Below are 15,430 nucleotides of genomic sequence, written 5' to 3'. Positions count from 1 at the left end.
GACTGGCTTCGGATCGGCGCGCAGTTAGCATTTGCGGTATGGCCTCGCAACGGCACCGCTCCGCAACCGAAACGGCCCTGACCCGGAGCAAGACGCGCGGCGGGGAACGCAGTTCCGCACTCAGGGCGCATGCGCGAACAGCGCCTCCGCCTCGCCGCGAGTCGGCACCGCGCGCAGCACGAAACTGGAGTTGATCGTCACCACGCCCGGCAAGCGGCCGAGATGTTCGCGGTGCAGCCGCTCATAATCGTCCAGGTCCCGCGCCAGGATCTTGAGCCGGTAATCCTGCCGGCCCGAAACCAGTGCGCATTCCACCACGCCATCGATCTCGGCGACTGCGCGCTCGAACTTGGCCAGATCCTCCTCGATTTGAGTGCCCAGCGTGATGTCGACCAGCGCGGTGATGCGAAAGCCAAGCCGGCGATGCCCCAGTCGCGCACCATAGCCGATGACGTGGCCCGACGTTTCCAGCGCCTGGATCCGCCGGGTGCAGGCCGATTGCGACAGTCCGACCGCATTGGCGATCTGACTGACCGGCGCGCGTGCGTCCGACGCCAGCAGCTTCAATATCGCACCGTCGATCCTGTCCATTGTGCATGATTCCGTCGTCACAGCATCTTCTAACTTGGAAATCATGTATGATCTGTCAGCGGCAGCGCCAAGATTGCAGAGATTCGCCGCCCCGCTTTGACGTATTTTGCCGGCAACGAAATTTGCAGGAGAGTTCGCGATGCGCATCGGTGTGCCAAAGGAAATCAAGAACCACGAATACCGAGTCGGCCTGACTCCGGCCTCAGTAGCCGAACTGGTCGCCGCCGGGCACCAGGTGCTCGTGGAGACCAGGGCCGGCACCGGCATCGACTTCGCCGACGAGGCTTATACCAAGGTCGGCGCGACGATCGCTCCGGACGCCGCCGCAGTATTTGCCGGCTCGGACATGATCGTGAAGGTCAAAGAGCCGCAGCCGCAGGAAATCGCCCTGCTCGAGCCGCGCCACACGCTCTTCACCTACCTCCACCTCGCCGCCGACAAGCCCCAGACCGAGGGACTGATGCAGTCCGGCGCGACCTGCATCGCCTATGAGACCGTGACCTCGAACTCGGGCGCGCTGCCGCTGCTCAAGCCGATGTCCGAAGTCGCCGGCCGCATGTCGATCCAGGTCGGCGCGCATTATCTCGAAAAGGAACAGGGCGGTCGTGGCGAACTGCTCGGCGGCGTGCCTGGCGTGGCGCCGTGCAAGGTCGCGATTCTCGGCGGCGGCGTCGCCGGCATCAACGCCGCGCAGATGGCGGTCGGCCAGCGCGCCGACGTCACCATCTACGACATCAACAACGAACGCCTGGCCGAGCTCGACATGCATTTCGGCAGCCAGATCAAGACGGCCTATGCCAGCAAGGCGGCGATCGCCGAGGCGGTCAGCCGCTCGCAGCTGGTGATCGGCGCGGTGCTGGTCCCCGGCGCCGCCGCGCCGAAGCTCGTCACCCGCGACATGCTGGGAACGATGATGCGCGGCTCGGTGATGGTCGACATCGCCATCGACCAGGGCGGCTGTTTTGAGACCAGCCACGCCACTACACACGACGATCCGGTGTACGAAGTCGACAATGTCATCCATTATTGCGTCGCAAACATGCCCGGAGCAGTCGCGCGCACCTCGGCGTTCGCGCTCAACAACGCGACTCTGCCCTTCGTGCTCAAGATCGCCAATTTGGGCGCAGAAGCCGCGATGCAGGCCGATCCTCACCTCGCAAACGGCCTCAATGTCTCGGGCGGCAAGGTCCGCCACCAGGCTGTCGCCGAGGCCCTGGACCTGCCCTTCGACGCCTGGAGCTGAGCCGGACCCGGTTTACGCCGTCAATCCAGGCAACTGTTTGATCTGAAACGTGGAAAAGGCCGGAGCACCCCGCTCCGGCCTTTTTCTTCGGCGTCAACAAGAGGATCGCATTGACGGCAGGAACAGAAACGGAACGTCACTCGTTCTTTAAGGGAAGCAGCCAAGAGGAACGACAATGGCCGATCACCCCAACCCGAAGACCGAGCCCACCTCCAACGCCGTCAAGGACCCCGACGACTGGGTCACCGGCGACGAAGCCATGACCGGCGCCCAGGCAAGCTACCTCAAGACCCTCAGCGAAGAAGCGCATGAGGAATTCGAGGACGACCTTACCAAGGCCGACGCATCGAAGAAGATCGACGAACTCCAGGAAAAGACCGGCCGCGGCCAGTAAGCCCGACCGATCGCCGCTGCAGCGCCGATCAGCGCTGCGGCGGCGCAGCGGGCTTCGAAGAGGTTGGTTTGACCTGCCCCTCCAGGAAACGGTCCAGCAGAAACAGCCGCGCCACCAGCTGCCCGCGATAGCTTGCATCCGCCGGAGTCAGCTCCACTGCTTTCGCCCAATAAGGACGAGCCTCGGCGAGCTTTCCCTCGCGGATCTGCGCGAGCCCATAGAAGAACGGCGGCCCTGGGTGCTTGGGTGCAAGCGCCATGGCGCGCTCGAACGCGAAACGTGACGCGGGCGAGATCTGGTTTCCGTCATGCTCCGCCAGCACCACCCCCGCCCACGTCCAAAGCCCGGCGTCTTGCGGTGCCTTGCGGGTCGCGCCGATCATCACGCTCGCCGCCGCGCGTGGAGAGCCGGAACGGACCATCGCATCCGCCGCCGTGAAATAAGCGAAGTCGAAGTTGAAGCGGCCGAAGAAAACCTCCCGCAACGCCACGATCTCCGGATCGACCGAGCCTTGCTGTTCAACCACCGCGACCGGATGACCGGCAAGTCCCGGCATTCCCTGCCACGCATATCCTGCCCCGCCGAGCATGAACGCAGTGGCAGGTATGGCCCACAGCCGGCGCGGAAAGCCCACCAGCCAGAGCAGCAACCCCGCAACCGCCACTACCCCCAGGAACATCAGCCAGCCCATCAGCTCCTCGGCTTCACGAAAGCACGCCGGGCGAGCAGCAGCCCCAAGCCGGCGAGCACGAGTGGCGCAAGCCACAAGGGGACGGTCGACCAGCTGAGCGGCGGATCATAGCTCACATAATCGCCATAGCGCTGCACCAGCCAGCCGCGGATCTGCGCGGGCGGCTCCCCCGCCTGGATACGCTGCCGCACCAGCGCCCGCATGTCGCCCGCCATTTCAGCGTCGCTATCGGCAATCGACTGGCCTTGGCAGACCACACACCGCAGCGTCTCCATCAGTGCCTTCGCCCGCGCTTCCTGCGCCGGATCGGGCAACTGGGTGTAGGCGAGCGACGCCGGCGGCAGCTTCGAATCGGCATGCGCCGGCACCGCCAGGAGCAGCAGCACAGGCAGGAGCAACCGCGTCACTTCGCCTTCTCCAGCGCGGCAAGTAGTTCCGGCACGTTCTCGTCTCGGATGTCGCCGATATGCTGATACGCGATCTTGCCCGCGGCATCGATCACGAAGGTCTCGGGCACGCCCGAAGACCCCAAGGCCAGTTGGGCCGAACTCGTCTTGTCATCGCCGATACGAGCATAGGGATCGCCGTTCTGGCGCAGGAACCCGCGCACCGCATCGCCCGTGTCGCGGATCGCGATGGCGTCGATTTCGGCCCCGGCCTGGCGCAACTTCATCAACTGCGGCGCTTCGGCGATGCAGGGAATGCACCAGCTCGCGAAGATGTTGAGCAGCCGCGGCTTGCCCTTGCCGAAATCTGCCGTCGCAATCCCCGGCCTGTCTGCAAGCAGCGGCGGCAGGTTCAGCTGCGGCATCGGCTTGCCGACCATCGCCGAATGCACCCGTCGGTCGCCCGGACGGAGGAGGCCGCTCGCCACCAGCGCGAACACCAACCCGAACAGCACCAGCGGCAGCCAGATCAGCACGCGCCTCACAGATATATCTCCGCGTCTGCCTGGCGCCGCTCCCGGCGCACGCGTCCGACCAGCGCCAGCAGGCCGCCCAGTGCGATCAACCCGCCGCCGAGCCAGATCAACGTCACGAAAGGCTTCCACCACAGCCTCAGCTGCCAGCGGCCCTGGTCGTCGCCCTGCCCCAGCACCGTATAAAGCTGGCCGTCCAGCATCGTCTCGATCGCGGCTTCGCTCGTATTGGTCGGCGGCGTGTTGAAGAAGCGCTGCTGCGGGAACAGGTCGAAAGGTTTCCCCTCCCCGCGACGGACAGTCAGCCGCGCCTCGACTGCCGACCAGTTCGGGCCAATCGTCGGTCGCACCTCCGCCAGCGCCACCTGAAAGGGCCCTACCCTGACATTGTCGCCAACCTGCACTGCCGCCAGCCGCTCGAGTGTGAAGGCGCTGTCGGCCACCATGCCGCCCAGGCTAACCGCAATCCCTAGATGCGCCACGACCATGCCCCAGATGTGGAGCGGCGTCCGGCGCAGGCTACGACGCGCCAGTGGCAGCACGCTCGCAACCGCAAGCCCCGCCGCGAATGCGATACCCAGGACCGAAAGCAGGTGGGAGGCTCCCGTCAGCACGAACGCGAATGCAAACGCCACGCCCGCCGCCGCAACGGGCCAGAGCAGCTTGCCTAGCAGCGCGTTTAGATTGTCGCGCCGCCAGCGGAGCAGCGGGCCGATAGCGGTAGCGGCGACGAGCGCGAGCGCCACTGGCGCGATCGCCTTGTTGAAAAAGGGCGCGCCGATCGACAGCTGCACGCCCGCGGCCTGCGCCACGAGCGGATAGAGCGTCCCGATGAACACGACGCCCAGGATAACGGAGAGCAACAGGTTGTTGAGCACCAGCGCTCCTTCCCGGCTGACCAGCTGGAAAGTGGAGCCCTGCGTCACGGTGCCGACACGCGCGCCGAACAGCGCCAGCGCACCGCCAATATACAAACCGAGCAGCGCCAGAATGAAGGTGCCGCGAGTGGGATCCACCGCGAAGGCGTGGACGCTCACCAGGATGCCCGACCGCACCAGAAAGGTGCCGATCATCGACATCGAAAACGCGACCACCGCCAGCATCAGCGTCCAGGCGCGCAGCCCGTCGCGGGTCGCCAGCACCGTCACCGAATGGAGCAACGCAGTCGCGGCAAGCCATGGCATCAGCGACGCGTTCTCGACCGGATCCCAGAACCACCAGCCGCCCCAGCCGAGCTCGTAATAAGCCCAATAGCTGCCGGCGGTGATCCCGATCGTCAGGAATATCCAGGCACCAAGCACCCAGGGCCGCATCGCCCGCGCGAACGCGGGGCCCACGTCGCGCATCACCAGCGCGCCGACTGCGAAGCTGAACGCGACGGACAGCCCGACATAGCCCAGGTACAGCGTGGGCGGGTGGAAGGCCAAGCCCGGATCCTGCAACAGCGGGTTCAACCCCTGCCCGTCTGCCGCCGCCGGGTTCAGCCGCACGAACGGGTTGGAAGCAAAGCCTAGAAAGGCATAGAAGCCCAGTCCGATGGCCGCCTGCGCGCCCAGCGTTGCCGCCAAGGTCCCCGCCGCCAGCCGCCGCTCGAACATCGCAACGCCCGCGCCGGCGACCGCCAGCACGGTCACCCACAACAGCATTGAGCCTTCATGGTTACCCCACGCACCTGCCACCTTGTACATCAGCGGCTTCAGCGAATGGCTGTTCTCCGCCACCAGCAGCACGCTCATGTCCGATCGCACGAACAGCGCGATCAGCAGCATGAACGACAGCAGCGCCAGCAATCCTTGGACCAGCGCGACGCGGCGGAGCGCGCGCATCATCTCGGCCTCCGCCGCTTCGCGATGCTCGCCTTCGATGCCCGACGCCCTCGCGCCGCCCCAGGCGAGCAGCAGCTGCACCACCGCGAACGCGGCCGCCAGCCACAGCGCAGCCAATCCCAGTTCGGCGATCATTGCTCGATACTGTCCGACTTGTGCATCTTGCCCGCGATCTGCGGGGGCATGTAACGCTCGTCATGCTTCGCCAGGAGATTGTCGGCGGTGAAGCTGCCGTCGCGATTGAAGCGCCCTTCCGCCACCACGCCCGATCCTTCGCGGAACAGGTCGGGAGTCACCCCCCGGAACGCCACCGGAACCCGTGCCTTGCCGTCGGTCACGACGAACGCCACCGACACCCCGTCTGCTCGGCGCTTGAGCGATCCGGTCTCCACCATGCCGCCCAGCCGCACCCCGCGGTCGAGCGGCGGCGGGTTGGCGGCGACATCTCCGGGCGCATAGAAGAACGCGGCTTCATCCTTGAGTGCCGACAGCGCCAGCAATGCCGCGCCGGCGATAGCCGCCAGCGCAAGCAGCCCGAGCACGAGCCGCTGATGCTTTGCCCTCATGCGCTTCGTCTCAACGCCTGGGCAGCCGCTTCGGCACGGCGCATCGCCAGCCAGCTGACCAGCGCCAGGCCACCGGTACCGATCCCGACCACCGCATAGGCTGCGGTCACGAACGCCCAATGATTCATCATGCCGCCATTCGCTTCAGCCGCGCCTCGACTTTTTGCACCGCCAGCGCGGCCCGCATGCGCATCAGGACGACACCGGCAAAAATCAGCGTGAAGCCACTCATCGTGAAGAACAGCGGCCACAGCATCGAGCTGTCGATGGTGGAACTGGTCAGCCCGATGCTCTGCCCCTGATGCAGCGTGTTCCACCACACCACCGAATAGCGGATCACCGGCAGCAGCACCGACCCAGCGACGCCGAAGAGCGCAGGCACGCGCCCGTCTCCGCCTCGCTCGGCATCGGCGCGAGCGAGCGCGATGTAAGCGATGTAGATGAAGAACAGCAGTAGCATGCTGGTGAGCCGCCCATCCCATTCCCACCAGGTGCCCCAGGTCGGCCGCCCCCAGATCGATCCGGTGACGAGGCAGATCGCCGCGAACACCGCTCCCGCCGGAGCAATCGCGCGCGCTGCCATGCTCGCCAGCGGGTGCCGCCAGATCAGATAACCAAGGCTCGCCAGCGCCAATCCGGTCCATCCTCCCATGCCGAGCCATGCGGCGGGCACATGGACGTAGAGGATCCGCACGGTCTCCTTCTGCAGATAGTCGGCCGGTGTCTGAGTCAGCCCCGCCCAAGCACCGAACAGCGCCAGCGCCGCCCCAAGCCAGAACAGCACGGGTGTCAGCGGACGGGCGATCTTCAAGAATCGCGCTGGGTTAGCGAGTGCGTGGAGTGCGGGCACGGCCCCGCGATAGCCGGGTTCCAGCGGGGAATCCATCGCCTACGAACCCGCTGAACGGCCTCGTCGCAGCACGTCCGCGCCGGTGGCGGCACGATTACCGCAGTCTCTTGCTCTTCCTTGACGACCTCATCGATCGCAGGCGAACGGCCATAAGAAAGCCCGCCGATCTGCGACCGGCGGGCTGTTCTATATATGGTGGGCGCGGCAAGGATTGAACTTGCGACCCCACCCGTGTGAAGGGTGTGCTCTACCACTGAGCTACGCGCCCATTGCCCAGGTTCTGGAACCATCGGGCGAAACGGGAAGCGGGCCTTTAGAACTTGGCGGTTACCCTGTCCAGCCCCCGACCCGCATTGTTTTGTCAGATGTTGACCGAGTCCTTCAGGCCCTTGCCGGCCTTGAACTTGGGCTGATTCGACGCCTTGATCGTCATTTCCTCGCCGGTGCGAGGGTTGCGCCCGGTCGAGGCCTTGCGCTTGCTCACTGCGAAGGTGCCGAAGCCGACCAGACGAACTTCGTCGCCCTTCTTCAGCGCGGCGGAAATCGAATCGAACACTGCTTCGACGGCCTTGTTGGCCTCACCCTTACCCAGGCCGGAGATGTCGGCGACCTGAGCGATCAGCTCCTGCTTGTTCATATTGATGGGATCCCCTGAGATGTACGTCCATGAGACGTGGAAACGAACCGCGGCGGCAAGCCGGTGCCTCAGTCAGCACGCGACCGCCGCCGCTGTCAAAACCTTTCCGCCGCGCTTGCGGTGAAAAGTTACGCTGCCTCAATGATGGACGGCGTCGCCGATTGGAGCAACCCCGACCGGCGGCTGCGCGGCCAGTTCGTCGGCATCCGTCCAGTCGATCGCGGTCAGCGGTCCGGTGAGCGCCAATCGCAGCACTTCATCGACATGCGCGACCGGGATGATCTCCAACCCCTCGCGAATGTTCGCTGGGATCTCGGCCAGGTCCTTCTCGTTCTCCATCGGAATCAGCACCGTCTTGATGCCGCCGCGCATCGCCGCGAGGAGCTTTTCCTTGAGCCCCCCGATCGGCAGCACCCGGCCGCGCAGCGTGACTTCGCCGGTCATCGCGATGTCCTTGCGAACCGAAACGCCGGTAAGCGTCGAGACGATCGAAGTGACCAGGCCGATACCGGCCGACGGACCATCCTTGGGCACCGCGCCTTCGGGCAAGTGGACATGGATGTCCTTGCGCCCGAACAGGCTCGGCTTGATGCCATAGGATGGCGAGCGCGCCTTGACGAAGCTGAAGGCGGCCTCGACCGATTCCTTCATCACGTCGCCCAGCTTGCCGGTCGTCTTGATCCCGCCCTTGCCGGGCACGGTGACGCTTTCGATGGTGAGCAGTTCGCCGCCGACTTCGGTCCAGGCAAGCCCGGTGACCGCGCCGATTTGATGCTCCTCCTCGCCCACGCCGAAGCGGTACTTCTGCACCCCGGCATATTCGTGGAGGTTCTCGGGCGTGATGGTGACGCTGGTCTCCTTGCCCTCCAGGATCTTGCGCAGCGCCTTGCGGGCGAGCTTCGCGATTTCACGCTCCAGCGTACGGACGCCCGCTTCGCGGGTGTAGTAGCGGATCAAGTCGCGCAGGCCCGGGTTGGTGAGCGTGAACTCGCCTGCCTTCAGCCCGTGCGCGTCGATCTGCTTCTCGACCAGATGGCGCTCGGCGATCTCAACCTTCTCGTCCTCGGTATAGCCTTCGAGCCGGATGATCTCCATCCGATCGAGCAGCGGCTGCGGCAGATCCAGCGAGTTCGCAGTGCACACGAACATTACGTCCGACAGATCGATGTCGATCTCCAGATAATGATCGTTGAACTTGTTGTTCTGCTCGGGATCGAGCACTTCGAGCAGCGCCGAGGCGGGATCGCCACGGAAATCCTGGCCGAGCTTGTCGATCTCATCGAGCAGGAACAGCGGGTTCGATGCACCGGCCTTGCGCAGGTTGGTGACGATCTTGCCCGGCAGCGAGCCGATATAGGTCCGACGATGGCCGCGAATCTCGGCCTCGTCGCGCACGCCGCCCAGCGACTGGCGGATGAACTCGCGCCCGGTCGCCTTGGCGATGCTCTTGCCGAGCGAGGTCTTGCCTACGCCGGGAGGGCCGACGAGGCACAGGATCGGCCCCTTCAGCTTGTTGGTGCGCGCCTGGACCGCGAGATACTCGACGATCCGGTCCTTCACCTTTTCCAGTGCGTAATGGTCCTGGTCCAGGATGCCCTGCGCTTCGCCGATGTCCTTCTTGAGCTTCGACTTCTTGCCCCAGGGCAGGCCCAGCAGCACGTCGAGATAGTTGCGGACCACCGTAGCCTCGGCCGACATAGGTGCCATCGTCTTGAGCTTCTTCAGCTCCGAGGTCGCCTTGGTACGGGCTTCCTTGGATAGCTTCAGCGTGGCGATTTTCTGAGTCAGTTCGGCGACTTCATCGCCCTCGCCTTCCTCACCCTCGTTGCCCAGCTCACGCTGGATCGCCTTCAGCTGCTCATTGAGATAATATTCGCGCTGGGTCTTCTCCATCTGCCGCTTCACGCGGCTGCGGATCTTCTTCTCGACCTGAAGGACGCCCAGTTCGCCCTCCATGAAGGCGAAGACCATCTCCAGCCGCTTGGCGGCGTCGCGCTCGACCAGCAGCGTCTGCTTCTCGGCGACCTTTACGGCGATATTGGCGGCGACGGCGTCGGCCAACCGTGAAGGATCTTCGATCTCGCTCAACTGCACTGCGGTCTCGGCCGGCAGCTTGCGGTTGAGCTTGGCATAATTTTCGAACTGCTCGACCACCGAGCGCATCAGCGCCTTCAGGTCGGGGCTGAGCTGTTCGGGCGTAACGTCGCCGACCTTCTCGCCGAGCTCGGCACTCGCGCTTTCGAGGGTGACGTCGCCTTCTTCGACCGGGCTCACTGTCGCCGTTAGGAACGGACCGGATTCCTCCATCGTCTCTAGCTTGCCGCGCTCCTTGCCGGCGACCAGCACGCGAACGGTGCCGTCGGGCAGCTTCAGCAGCTGCAGCACTTCGGCGGAAACGCCGGTGTCGTACAGATCGTCGCGGCTGGGATCGTCTTGCGCCGGATCCAGCTGCGCCACGAGGAAAATTTCCTTGTCGTCCGCCATCGCTGCTTCAAGCGCCGCCACCGACTTGTCCCGGCCGACGAACAGCGGCACGATCATGTGCGGGAAGACGACGATGTCGCGAAGCGGCAGGACGGGATAAGACTGCTTCATGGATACTCCTGGGCCCGAGCGGCCCTTGCTCTTCACTATATATGGGGCCGCGGGCATCCGCATCAATCATCATGGATTGTTTGGTTGCGGATTGGCTAGCCGCTCCGTCTAACCCTTGCCGTAAACCCGCCCGATGGAGGTTTCTATCACCACCCGCCTGCTTCTTCTCGCTTCGATGTCCGCGCTGGCGAGTCCAGCCGCTGCGCAGCAGGTGCGCCCGGGCGAGCCGCCGATCACCGCGACGACTCAGGAGTCGGGCGGCCCCATCGATCCGGAGCGCGCAGCGCTTCATCTCGAGCATGCCGACCTCGCGATCGAAGTGCATCCCGACACGCGGACGCTTCAAGGCGCGGCGACGCTGACGCTGCGCACGTCCGCCCCGCAGCGCAGGCTTCTGATCGACTTGGACAAGAACCTGCCGGTGAGCGCGGTCAGCATCGACGGCACTCCGCTTCAACCCGGCGCCTGGGCCAATCCCGTGGGTCGGCTCGCCATCACCCTGCCGCGCCCCCTTCCGGCCAATGCCCGCGCGGTGGTGCGCATCGCCTATGGCGGCACGCCGCACGTCGCGGTGCGCGCGCCGTGGGACGACGGGATCGTCTGGAGCAAAACGCCCGGCGGCAGCCCCTGGGTCGCTACCACGGCGGAGGGCTATGGCTGCGATCTGTTCTGGCCCTGCCTCGACTTCCCTCGCGGCGAGCCGGACACGGTCGACCTCCACATCACCGTCCCCGCCGGCCTGTCCGCTCCGTCCAACGGCGTGCTCCAGCGGGTTGAGAACTTGCCCGATGGCCGCACCATCTGGCATTGGAAGGCGCGCAGCCCCAACCCCTATTCCGTCGCGTTGAACATCGCGCCGTACAAGGAAGTGAGCGCCCCGTACAAAAGCCGGTTCGGCTACACCGTCCCGATGTCCTATTGGTATCTGCCCGGGCGCGAGGCAAAGGCGCAGGCGCTGTTCGCCGAATTCGCCCCGACGCTCGACTTCTTCGAACAGGTGCTCGGCCCCTATCCCTGGTCCGATGAAAAGGTCGGCGTCGTCGAGACGCCCCATCTCGGCATGGAGCACCAAACCATCAACGCCTATGGCAACAACTACAAGAAGACGCCGTCCGGGTTCGACGAGATCTTCCAGCACGAGCTCGCCCACGAATGGTTCGGCAACCAGATGTCGGCCGCCAATTGGGACGATTACTGGCTGCACGAAGGATACGCCCAATATTTCCAGCCGCTCTACGGCCGCTGGCGCGAGGGCGAGGCGCGCTACGCCGCGATGATGGACGATTTCCGCAACCAGATCATGAACCTCGCCCCGATCGTCTCGGGGCGGATCAGGACCGAAGAGGACGTCTATGAGACCAGCAAGGGGGGGCCGGGCAGCGACATCTACGTCAAGGGCGCCTGGGTGCTCCACACCCTGCGCAACCTGATCGGCGACAAGGATTTCTGGGAAGTCACGCGCCGCCTGGTCTATGGCCGCCCCGATCCCAAACCGGGTAATTTCCAGCCACGCTTTGCCAGCACGCCCGAATACATCGCCATCGTCAACCAAGTGACCGGCAAGGACCTGAACTGGTTCTTCGACGTCTATCTCCGCCAGGCCGCGCTCCCCGAACTGATCGAGACCCGCACCGGCACCCAGCTGACGCTGCGCTGGCGGACAGCCGGCGAAACCCCTTTCCCGCTCCCGATCGAGGTGCAAGTGGACGGCAAGGTTCAAAGCGTAGCGATGAACGGCGGCATCGGGACGCTCACCGTCCCGAACGGCGCGCATGTGGTGATCGACCCCGCCGCGCGCATCCTCAAGCGCTCGGCCGCGGTTGACGCCTACCAGGCCTATGCGCAGCGCGGTGGCCAATGATCCGCGCCGCACTGCTCTTCGCCGCGCTGCTGCCCGCCTCGGCAACCGCGCAGACCCTCTATGAGGGGTCCGCCGGACCCGCCCCGATGGTCCTGGAACTCGATCATGGCACCGACGAAGCCGTGGGCCGCTACTTCTACCGCCGCACTCGCTTCGACAGCGACCTGAGCGGCGAACGCCATGGCGAAACCTTTACGCTCGAGTCGCGGCTGACCGAGGACAAATTGGTGCTGACGCGGCAAGGCCCGCGCCTGACCGGCACGCTGACCACCAGCAAGGGCCGCACCTTGCCGGTGTCGCTGCGTCTCGCCACGCTGCCGTCACGCCCGCCCGGCGCACCCGCCGATCTCGATGGTTATGCCCGCTTGCAACTCGCCGGGCTTACCCTTGCTCCCGGCCCCATGCAGCGGATCGGCACCCGCACCATCCGCTGGTATGTCGAGCCGCAGTCGCACACCCGCCTGTTCCGGCTTGAGGACGGCTATACCGCTCCCGCCCGCGACAAGATCAACGCCGCGCTTGCCGAGACTCAGTGGCGCCACGTCCAGCAATGGTTCGACTGCGCGGCCCGCGAAGGCGGCACCGGCGTCGACACCGATGAGGCCAGCGTGCCCCATCTCGACGAACGCTTCCTCAGCTATGCGTGGCAGTCGGCCTGGAGCTGCTCCGGCGCGGCCCACCCCGACTTCGGGACCAGCGGCTTCACATATGACGCGCGCACGGGGGACCCGCTGAAGCTGGAGGACCTGCTCCGCTTCGGCGACGGCCCGCCGCCCGCGGAGGACTCGTCGACGTGGTACAGCTATCGCGGCGACCGCTTCGCGCCGGGCCTCGTCGCATTGCTGACCCGCTATCACCCCGAAGAGATGACCGCCCCGGCTGAGAATGCCGAAGAGGACGAGTGCAACTATGCCGATCCCGAGGTCTGGGATTTTCCCGCCTGGTACCTCACTGCCGACGGCTTGTTCGTCGGCGCCTATTTCCCGCGCGTGAATCGCGCCTGCGACGCGCCGGATTGGGCGGTGATCCCATGGCAAGCGCTTAACGGCCCTGCCCTGCACCGCCAGCCATAAGAGAAAGGGCGCGGCCCTCGCGGACCGCGCCCCCAAACCTTCTCGGCAGTATCGGCTTACGCCGCGCTGCCGGCCTTTTCCTTCTTGGCGTAGATCCGCACCGGCTCCTTCGTGCCGGCGACCACATCCTTGTCGACCATCACCTCGTCGACACCGTCCATGCTGGGCAGGTCGAACATCGTGTCGAGCAGAATGCCTTCCAGGATCGAGCGAAGTCCGCGCGCGCCCGTCTTGCGCTCGATCGCCCGCTTCGAGATCGCGACCAGCGCGTCCTCGTTGAAGCCCAGCTTCACGTCCTCCATGTCGAACAGCTTCTGATACTGCTTGACCAGCGCGTTCTTCGGCTCGGTCAGGATCTTCATCAGCGCGTCGACGTCCAGGTCTTCCAGCGTCGCGATGACGGGCAGACGGCCGACGAACTCGGGGATCAGGCCGAACTTCAGCAGATCCTCGGGCTCCACGCTCTTCAGCGTCTCGCCGGTCTTGCGCTCGTCCGGCCCGGCGACATGCGCGCCGAAACCGATCGACTTGCCCTGCAGGCGGTCGCCGATGATCTTTTCCAGGCCGGCGAACGCGCCGCCGCAGATGAACAGGATGTTGGTCGTGTCCACCTGCAGGAATTCCTGCTGCGGATGCTTGCGGCCACCCTGCGGAGGCACAGAAGCGGTCGTACCTTCCATCAGCTTGAGCAGCGCCTGCTGCACGCCCTCGCCCGACACGTCGCGCGTGATCGACGGGTTCTCGGCCTTGCGGCTGATCTTGTCGATCTCGTCGATATAGACGATCCCGCGCTGCGCCCGCTCGACATTATAGTCGGAGGCCTGGAGCAGCTTGAGGATGATGTTCTCGACATCCTCGCCGACATAGCCAGCCTCGGTGAGCGTCGTAGCATCGGCCATCGTGAACGGCACGTCCAGGATGCGCGCCAGCGTCTGCGCCAGCAGCGTCTTGCCGCAACCGGTCGGCCCGACGAGCAGGATGTTGGACTTCGACAGCTCGACGTCCGCGCCCTTCTGGCCGTGGTTCAGGCGCTTATAGTGGTTGTGCACCGCCACCGAGAGCACGCGCTTGGCGCGCTTCTGGCCGATGACATAATCGTCGAGAACGTCGCAGATCTCCTGCGGGGTCGGTACGCCGCCGTCCTTCTTCGACACCAGCGCGGACTTGGTTTCCTCGCGGATGATGTCGTTGCACAGCTCGACGCACTCGTCGCAGATGAACACGGTCGGGCCGGCGATGAGCTTACGGACTTCGTGCTGCGACTTGCCGCAGAACGAGCAGTAAAGCGTGCTCTTGGAGTCGCCGCCGCTGAGCTTGGTCATTCAATCCATCCTTCACGCGCCGGACGTGGTAACAGGGTTCCGCATCCTACATGCGGAACATCCTCCGGCAATCCATAATCGGCCCGCAGCCTTGCGGTTCCTTGCCGTCCACGTTTCAGTCACGCGGACGGCAAAATATTGAAATCCTTACGCGCTCGCCGTTTCGTCGGTCGCTCCAGGCCGCTTTTCGTAGACCTCGTCGACCAGTCCGAAGGCCTTGGCCTCGTCTGCCTCCAGGAACGTATCGCGGTCCATCGCGCGCTCGATCTCGTCCAGCGGCTTGCCCGTATACTTGGCATACAGGTCATTCATGCGCCGGCGAATTCGGAGAATCTCCTTAGCCTGGATCTCGATGTCCGACGCCATGCCCTGCGCACCTCCCGAGGGCTGATGCACCATGATGCGGGCGTTGGTCAGCGCCACGCGCAGACCCGGCTCACCTGCCGCCAGCAGGAACGACCCCATCGAAGCGGCCTGGCCGATGCACACCGTGCCGACGCGCGGACGGATATACTGCATCGTGTCATGGATTGCCATGCCCGCCGTCACCACGCCGCCCGGCGAGTTGATGTACATCCAGATGTCCTTCTTCGGGTTCTCGGACTCGAGGAAGAGCAGCTGTGCCGTGATCAGCGAGGCCATCTGGTCCTCGACGCCGCCGGTCACGAACACGATGCGCTCGCGCAGCAGGCGCGAAAAGATATCGAAGCTGCGCTCGCCGCGGCTCGACTGTTCGATGACGATAGGAACGAGGCCCCCGGTGACGGGGTCGATGGTCATCTGACCGGAAAGCGGATGCATGTGGGGAAGTCTCATCTTGTCGTTTTGCCCGGCAGCATACATCGGCGCTCCTGCAAAGCCG

At 65.1% G+C, this 15,430-nt stretch carries 16 protein-coding genes and 1 tRNA gene; 4 read left to right on the top strand and 13 right to left on the bottom strand.

The features are described 5' to 3' along the window. Positions 1–120: 120 nt before the first annotated feature. Entirely contained in the window at positions 121–591 is a 471-nt protein-coding gene (locus LZ586_RS00800; RefSeq protein WP_235077822.1) for an Lrp/AsnC family transcriptional regulator, read from the bottom strand. Between the two features lie 139 nt (positions 592–730). Here LZ586_RS00800 and ald point away from each other — a divergent pair, with 139 nt between their 5' ends. After that, complete coding sequence (gene ald / locus LZ586_RS00795; protein ID WP_235077821.1) at positions 731–1,834, top strand: alanine dehydrogenase; 1,104 nt, start codon at positions 731–733, stop codon at positions 1,832–1,834. Positions 1,835–2,009: 175 nt separating this feature from the next. Continuing rightward, positions 2,010–2,228 carry a DUF3072 domain-containing protein gene (locus LZ586_RS00790; RefSeq protein ID WP_235077820.1) on the top strand — a complete coding sequence of 73 codons (219 nt, stop codon included), beginning with the start codon at positions 2,010–2,012 and terminating at the stop codon, positions 2,226–2,228. Positions 2,229–2,256: 28 nt separating this feature from the next. Here the strand turns inward: LZ586_RS00790 and LZ586_RS00785 are convergent, their stop codons facing one another. From LZ586_RS00785 to lon, 10 genes are all read right to left on the bottom strand, one after another. Then, complete coding sequence (locus LZ586_RS00785; RefSeq protein WP_235077819.1) at positions 2,257–2,919, bottom strand: tetratricopeptide repeat protein; 663 nt, start codon at positions 2,917–2,919, stop codon at positions 2,257–2,259. Next, entirely contained in the window at positions 2,919–3,326 is a 408-nt protein-coding gene (locus LZ586_RS00780; protein ID WP_235077818.1) for a cytochrome c-type biogenesis protein, read from the bottom strand. Before LZ586_RS00780 ends, LZ586_RS00785 begins: the two co-directional genes overlap by 1 nt. Beyond that, on the bottom strand, positions 3,323–3,850 hold the full coding sequence (locus LZ586_RS00775) for a redoxin family protein (RefSeq protein ID WP_235077817.1): 528 nt from the start codon (positions 3,848–3,850) through the stop codon (positions 3,323–3,325). Before LZ586_RS00775 ends, LZ586_RS00780 begins: the two co-directional genes overlap by 4 nt. Further along, positions 3,847–5,799, bottom strand: coding sequence for a heme lyase CcmF/NrfE family subunit (locus tag LZ586_RS00770; protein ID WP_235077816.1), 1,953 nt, complete (start codon positions 5,797–5,799; stop codon positions 3,847–3,849). The genes LZ586_RS00775 and LZ586_RS00770 overlap by 4 nt, the downstream gene beginning before the upstream one ends. After that, positions 5,796–6,230, bottom strand: coding sequence for a cytochrome c maturation protein CcmE (gene ccmE / locus LZ586_RS00765; protein ID WP_235077815.1), 435 nt, complete (start codon positions 6,228–6,230; stop codon positions 5,796–5,798). The genes LZ586_RS00770 and ccmE overlap by 4 nt, the downstream gene beginning before the upstream one ends. Continuing rightward, positions 6,227–6,361, bottom strand: coding sequence for a hypothetical protein (locus tag LZ586_RS18090; protein ID WP_261346056.1), 135 nt, complete (start codon positions 6,359–6,361; stop codon positions 6,227–6,229). The genes ccmE and LZ586_RS18090 overlap by 4 nt, the downstream gene beginning before the upstream one ends. Beyond that, positions 6,358–7,116: a heme ABC transporter permease CcmC gene (gene ccmC / locus LZ586_RS00760; RefSeq protein WP_235077814.1), complete on the bottom strand. Its 759-nt coding sequence runs from the start codon at positions 7,114–7,116 to the stop codon at positions 6,358–6,360. The genes LZ586_RS18090 and ccmC overlap by 4 nt, the downstream gene beginning before the upstream one ends. A 157-nt stretch (positions 7,117–7,273) precedes the next feature. Continuing rightward, positions 7,274–7,348: transfer RNA gene (locus LZ586_RS00755), tRNA-Val, on the bottom strand. A 93-nt stretch (positions 7,349–7,441) separates the two neighbouring features. Then, positions 7,442–7,717 carry an HU family DNA-binding protein gene (locus LZ586_RS00750; protein WP_235077813.1) on the bottom strand — a complete coding sequence of 92 codons (276 nt, stop codon included), beginning with the start codon at positions 7,715–7,717 and terminating at the stop codon, positions 7,442–7,444. 138 nt (positions 7,718–7,855) lie between these two features. Next, positions 7,856–10,312 (bottom strand): endopeptidase La, encoded by a 2,457-nt coding sequence (gene lon / locus LZ586_RS00745; protein WP_235077812.1) that lies wholly within the window; start codon positions 10,310–10,312, stop codon positions 7,856–7,858. 133 nt (positions 10,313–10,445) lie between these two features. Here lon and LZ586_RS00740 point away from each other — a divergent pair, with 133 nt between their 5' ends. Both LZ586_RS00740 and LZ586_RS00735 read left to right on the top strand, forming a co-directional pair. Then, positions 10,446–12,173: a M1 family metallopeptidase gene (locus tag LZ586_RS00740; protein WP_235077811.1), complete on the top strand. Its 1,728-nt coding sequence runs from the start codon at positions 10,446–10,448 to the stop codon at positions 12,171–12,173. Further along, complete coding sequence (locus LZ586_RS00735; protein ID WP_235077810.1) at positions 12,170–13,246, top strand: hypothetical protein; 1,077 nt, start codon at positions 12,170–12,172, stop codon at positions 13,244–13,246. The genes LZ586_RS00740 and LZ586_RS00735 overlap by 4 nt, the downstream gene beginning before the upstream one ends. Positions 13,247–13,302: 56 nt before the next feature. On the opposite strand, the gene clpX is transcribed toward LZ586_RS00735, so the two are convergent. Together clpX and LZ586_RS00725 are read right to left on the bottom strand one after the other, a co-directional pair. Then, positions 13,303–14,568, bottom strand: coding sequence for an ATP-dependent Clp protease ATP-binding subunit ClpX (gene clpX / locus LZ586_RS00730; protein WP_235077809.1), 1,266 nt, complete (start codon positions 14,566–14,568; stop codon positions 13,303–13,305). Between the two features lie 147 nt (positions 14,569–14,715). Then, the gene (locus LZ586_RS00725; RefSeq protein ID WP_319938063.1) at positions 14,716–15,369 is read right to left on the bottom strand and encodes an ATP-dependent Clp protease proteolytic subunit; all 654 of its coding nucleotides are present in this window, start codon (positions 15,367–15,369) and stop codon (positions 14,716–14,718) included. Positions 15,370–15,430 lie beyond the last annotated feature (61 nt).

The organism is Sphingomonas sp. S2-65 (assembly GCF_021513175.1).
Lineage (GTDB): Bacteria > Pseudomonadota > Alphaproteobacteria > Sphingomonadales > Sphingomonadaceae > Sphingomonas.
The sequence above is the reverse complement of the archived record's forward strand: the minus strand, read 5'-3'. Positions and strand labels throughout refer to the sequence as shown.

Bases quoted from the DNA above. Each gene is read 5' to 3' on its own strand.
- LZ586_RS00800 (WP_235077822.1), bottom strand. From the start codon at position 591: ATGGACAGGATCGACGGTGCGATATTGAAGCTGCTGGCGTCGGACGCA.
- ald (WP_235077821.1), top strand. From the start codon at position 731: ATGCGCATCGGTGTGCCAAAGGAAATCAAGAACCACGAATACCGAGTC.
- LZ586_RS00790 (WP_235077820.1), top strand. From the start codon at position 2,010: ATGGCCGATCACCCCAACCCGAAGACCGAGCCCACCTCCAACGCCGTC.
- LZ586_RS00785 (WP_235077819.1), bottom strand. From the start codon at position 2,919: ATGGGCTGGCTGATGTTCCTGGGGGTAGTGGCGGTTGCGGGGTTGCTG.
- LZ586_RS00770 (WP_235077816.1), bottom strand. From the start codon at position 5,799: ATGATCGCCGAACTGGGATTGGCTGCGCTGTGGCTGGCGGCCGCGTTC.
- ccmE (WP_235077815.1), bottom strand. From the start codon at position 6,230: ATGAGGGCAAAGCATCAGCGGCTCGTGCTCGGGCTGCTTGCGCTGGCG.
- LZ586_RS18090 (WP_261346056.1), bottom strand. From the start codon at position 6,361: ATGATGAATCATTGGGCGTTCGTGACCGCAGCCTATGCGGTGGTCGGG.
- ccmC (WP_235077814.1), bottom strand. From the start codon at position 7,116: ATGGATTCCCCGCTGGAACCCGGCTATCGCGGGGCCGTGCCCGCACTC.
- LZ586_RS00750 (WP_235077813.1), bottom strand. From the start codon at position 7,717: ATGAACAAGCAGGAGCTGATCGCTCAGGTCGCCGACATCTCCGGCCTG.
- lon (WP_235077812.1), bottom strand. From the start codon at position 10,312: ATGAAGCAGTCTTATCCCGTCCTGCCGCTTCGCGACATCGTCGTCTTC.
- LZ586_RS00740 (WP_235077811.1), top strand. From the start codon at position 10,446: ATGGAGGTTTCTATCACCACCCGCCTGCTTCTTCTCGCTTCGATGTCC.
- LZ586_RS00735 (WP_235077810.1), top strand. From the start codon at position 12,170: ATGATCCGCGCCGCACTGCTCTTCGCCGCGCTGCTGCCCGCCTCGGCA.
- clpX (WP_235077809.1), bottom strand. From the start codon at position 14,568: ATGACCAAGCTCAGCGGCGGCGACTCCAAGAGCACGCTTTACTGCTCG.
- LZ586_RS00725 (WP_319938063.1), bottom strand. From the start codon at position 15,369: ATGCATCCGCTTTCCGGTCAGATGACCATCGACCCCGTCACCGGGGGC.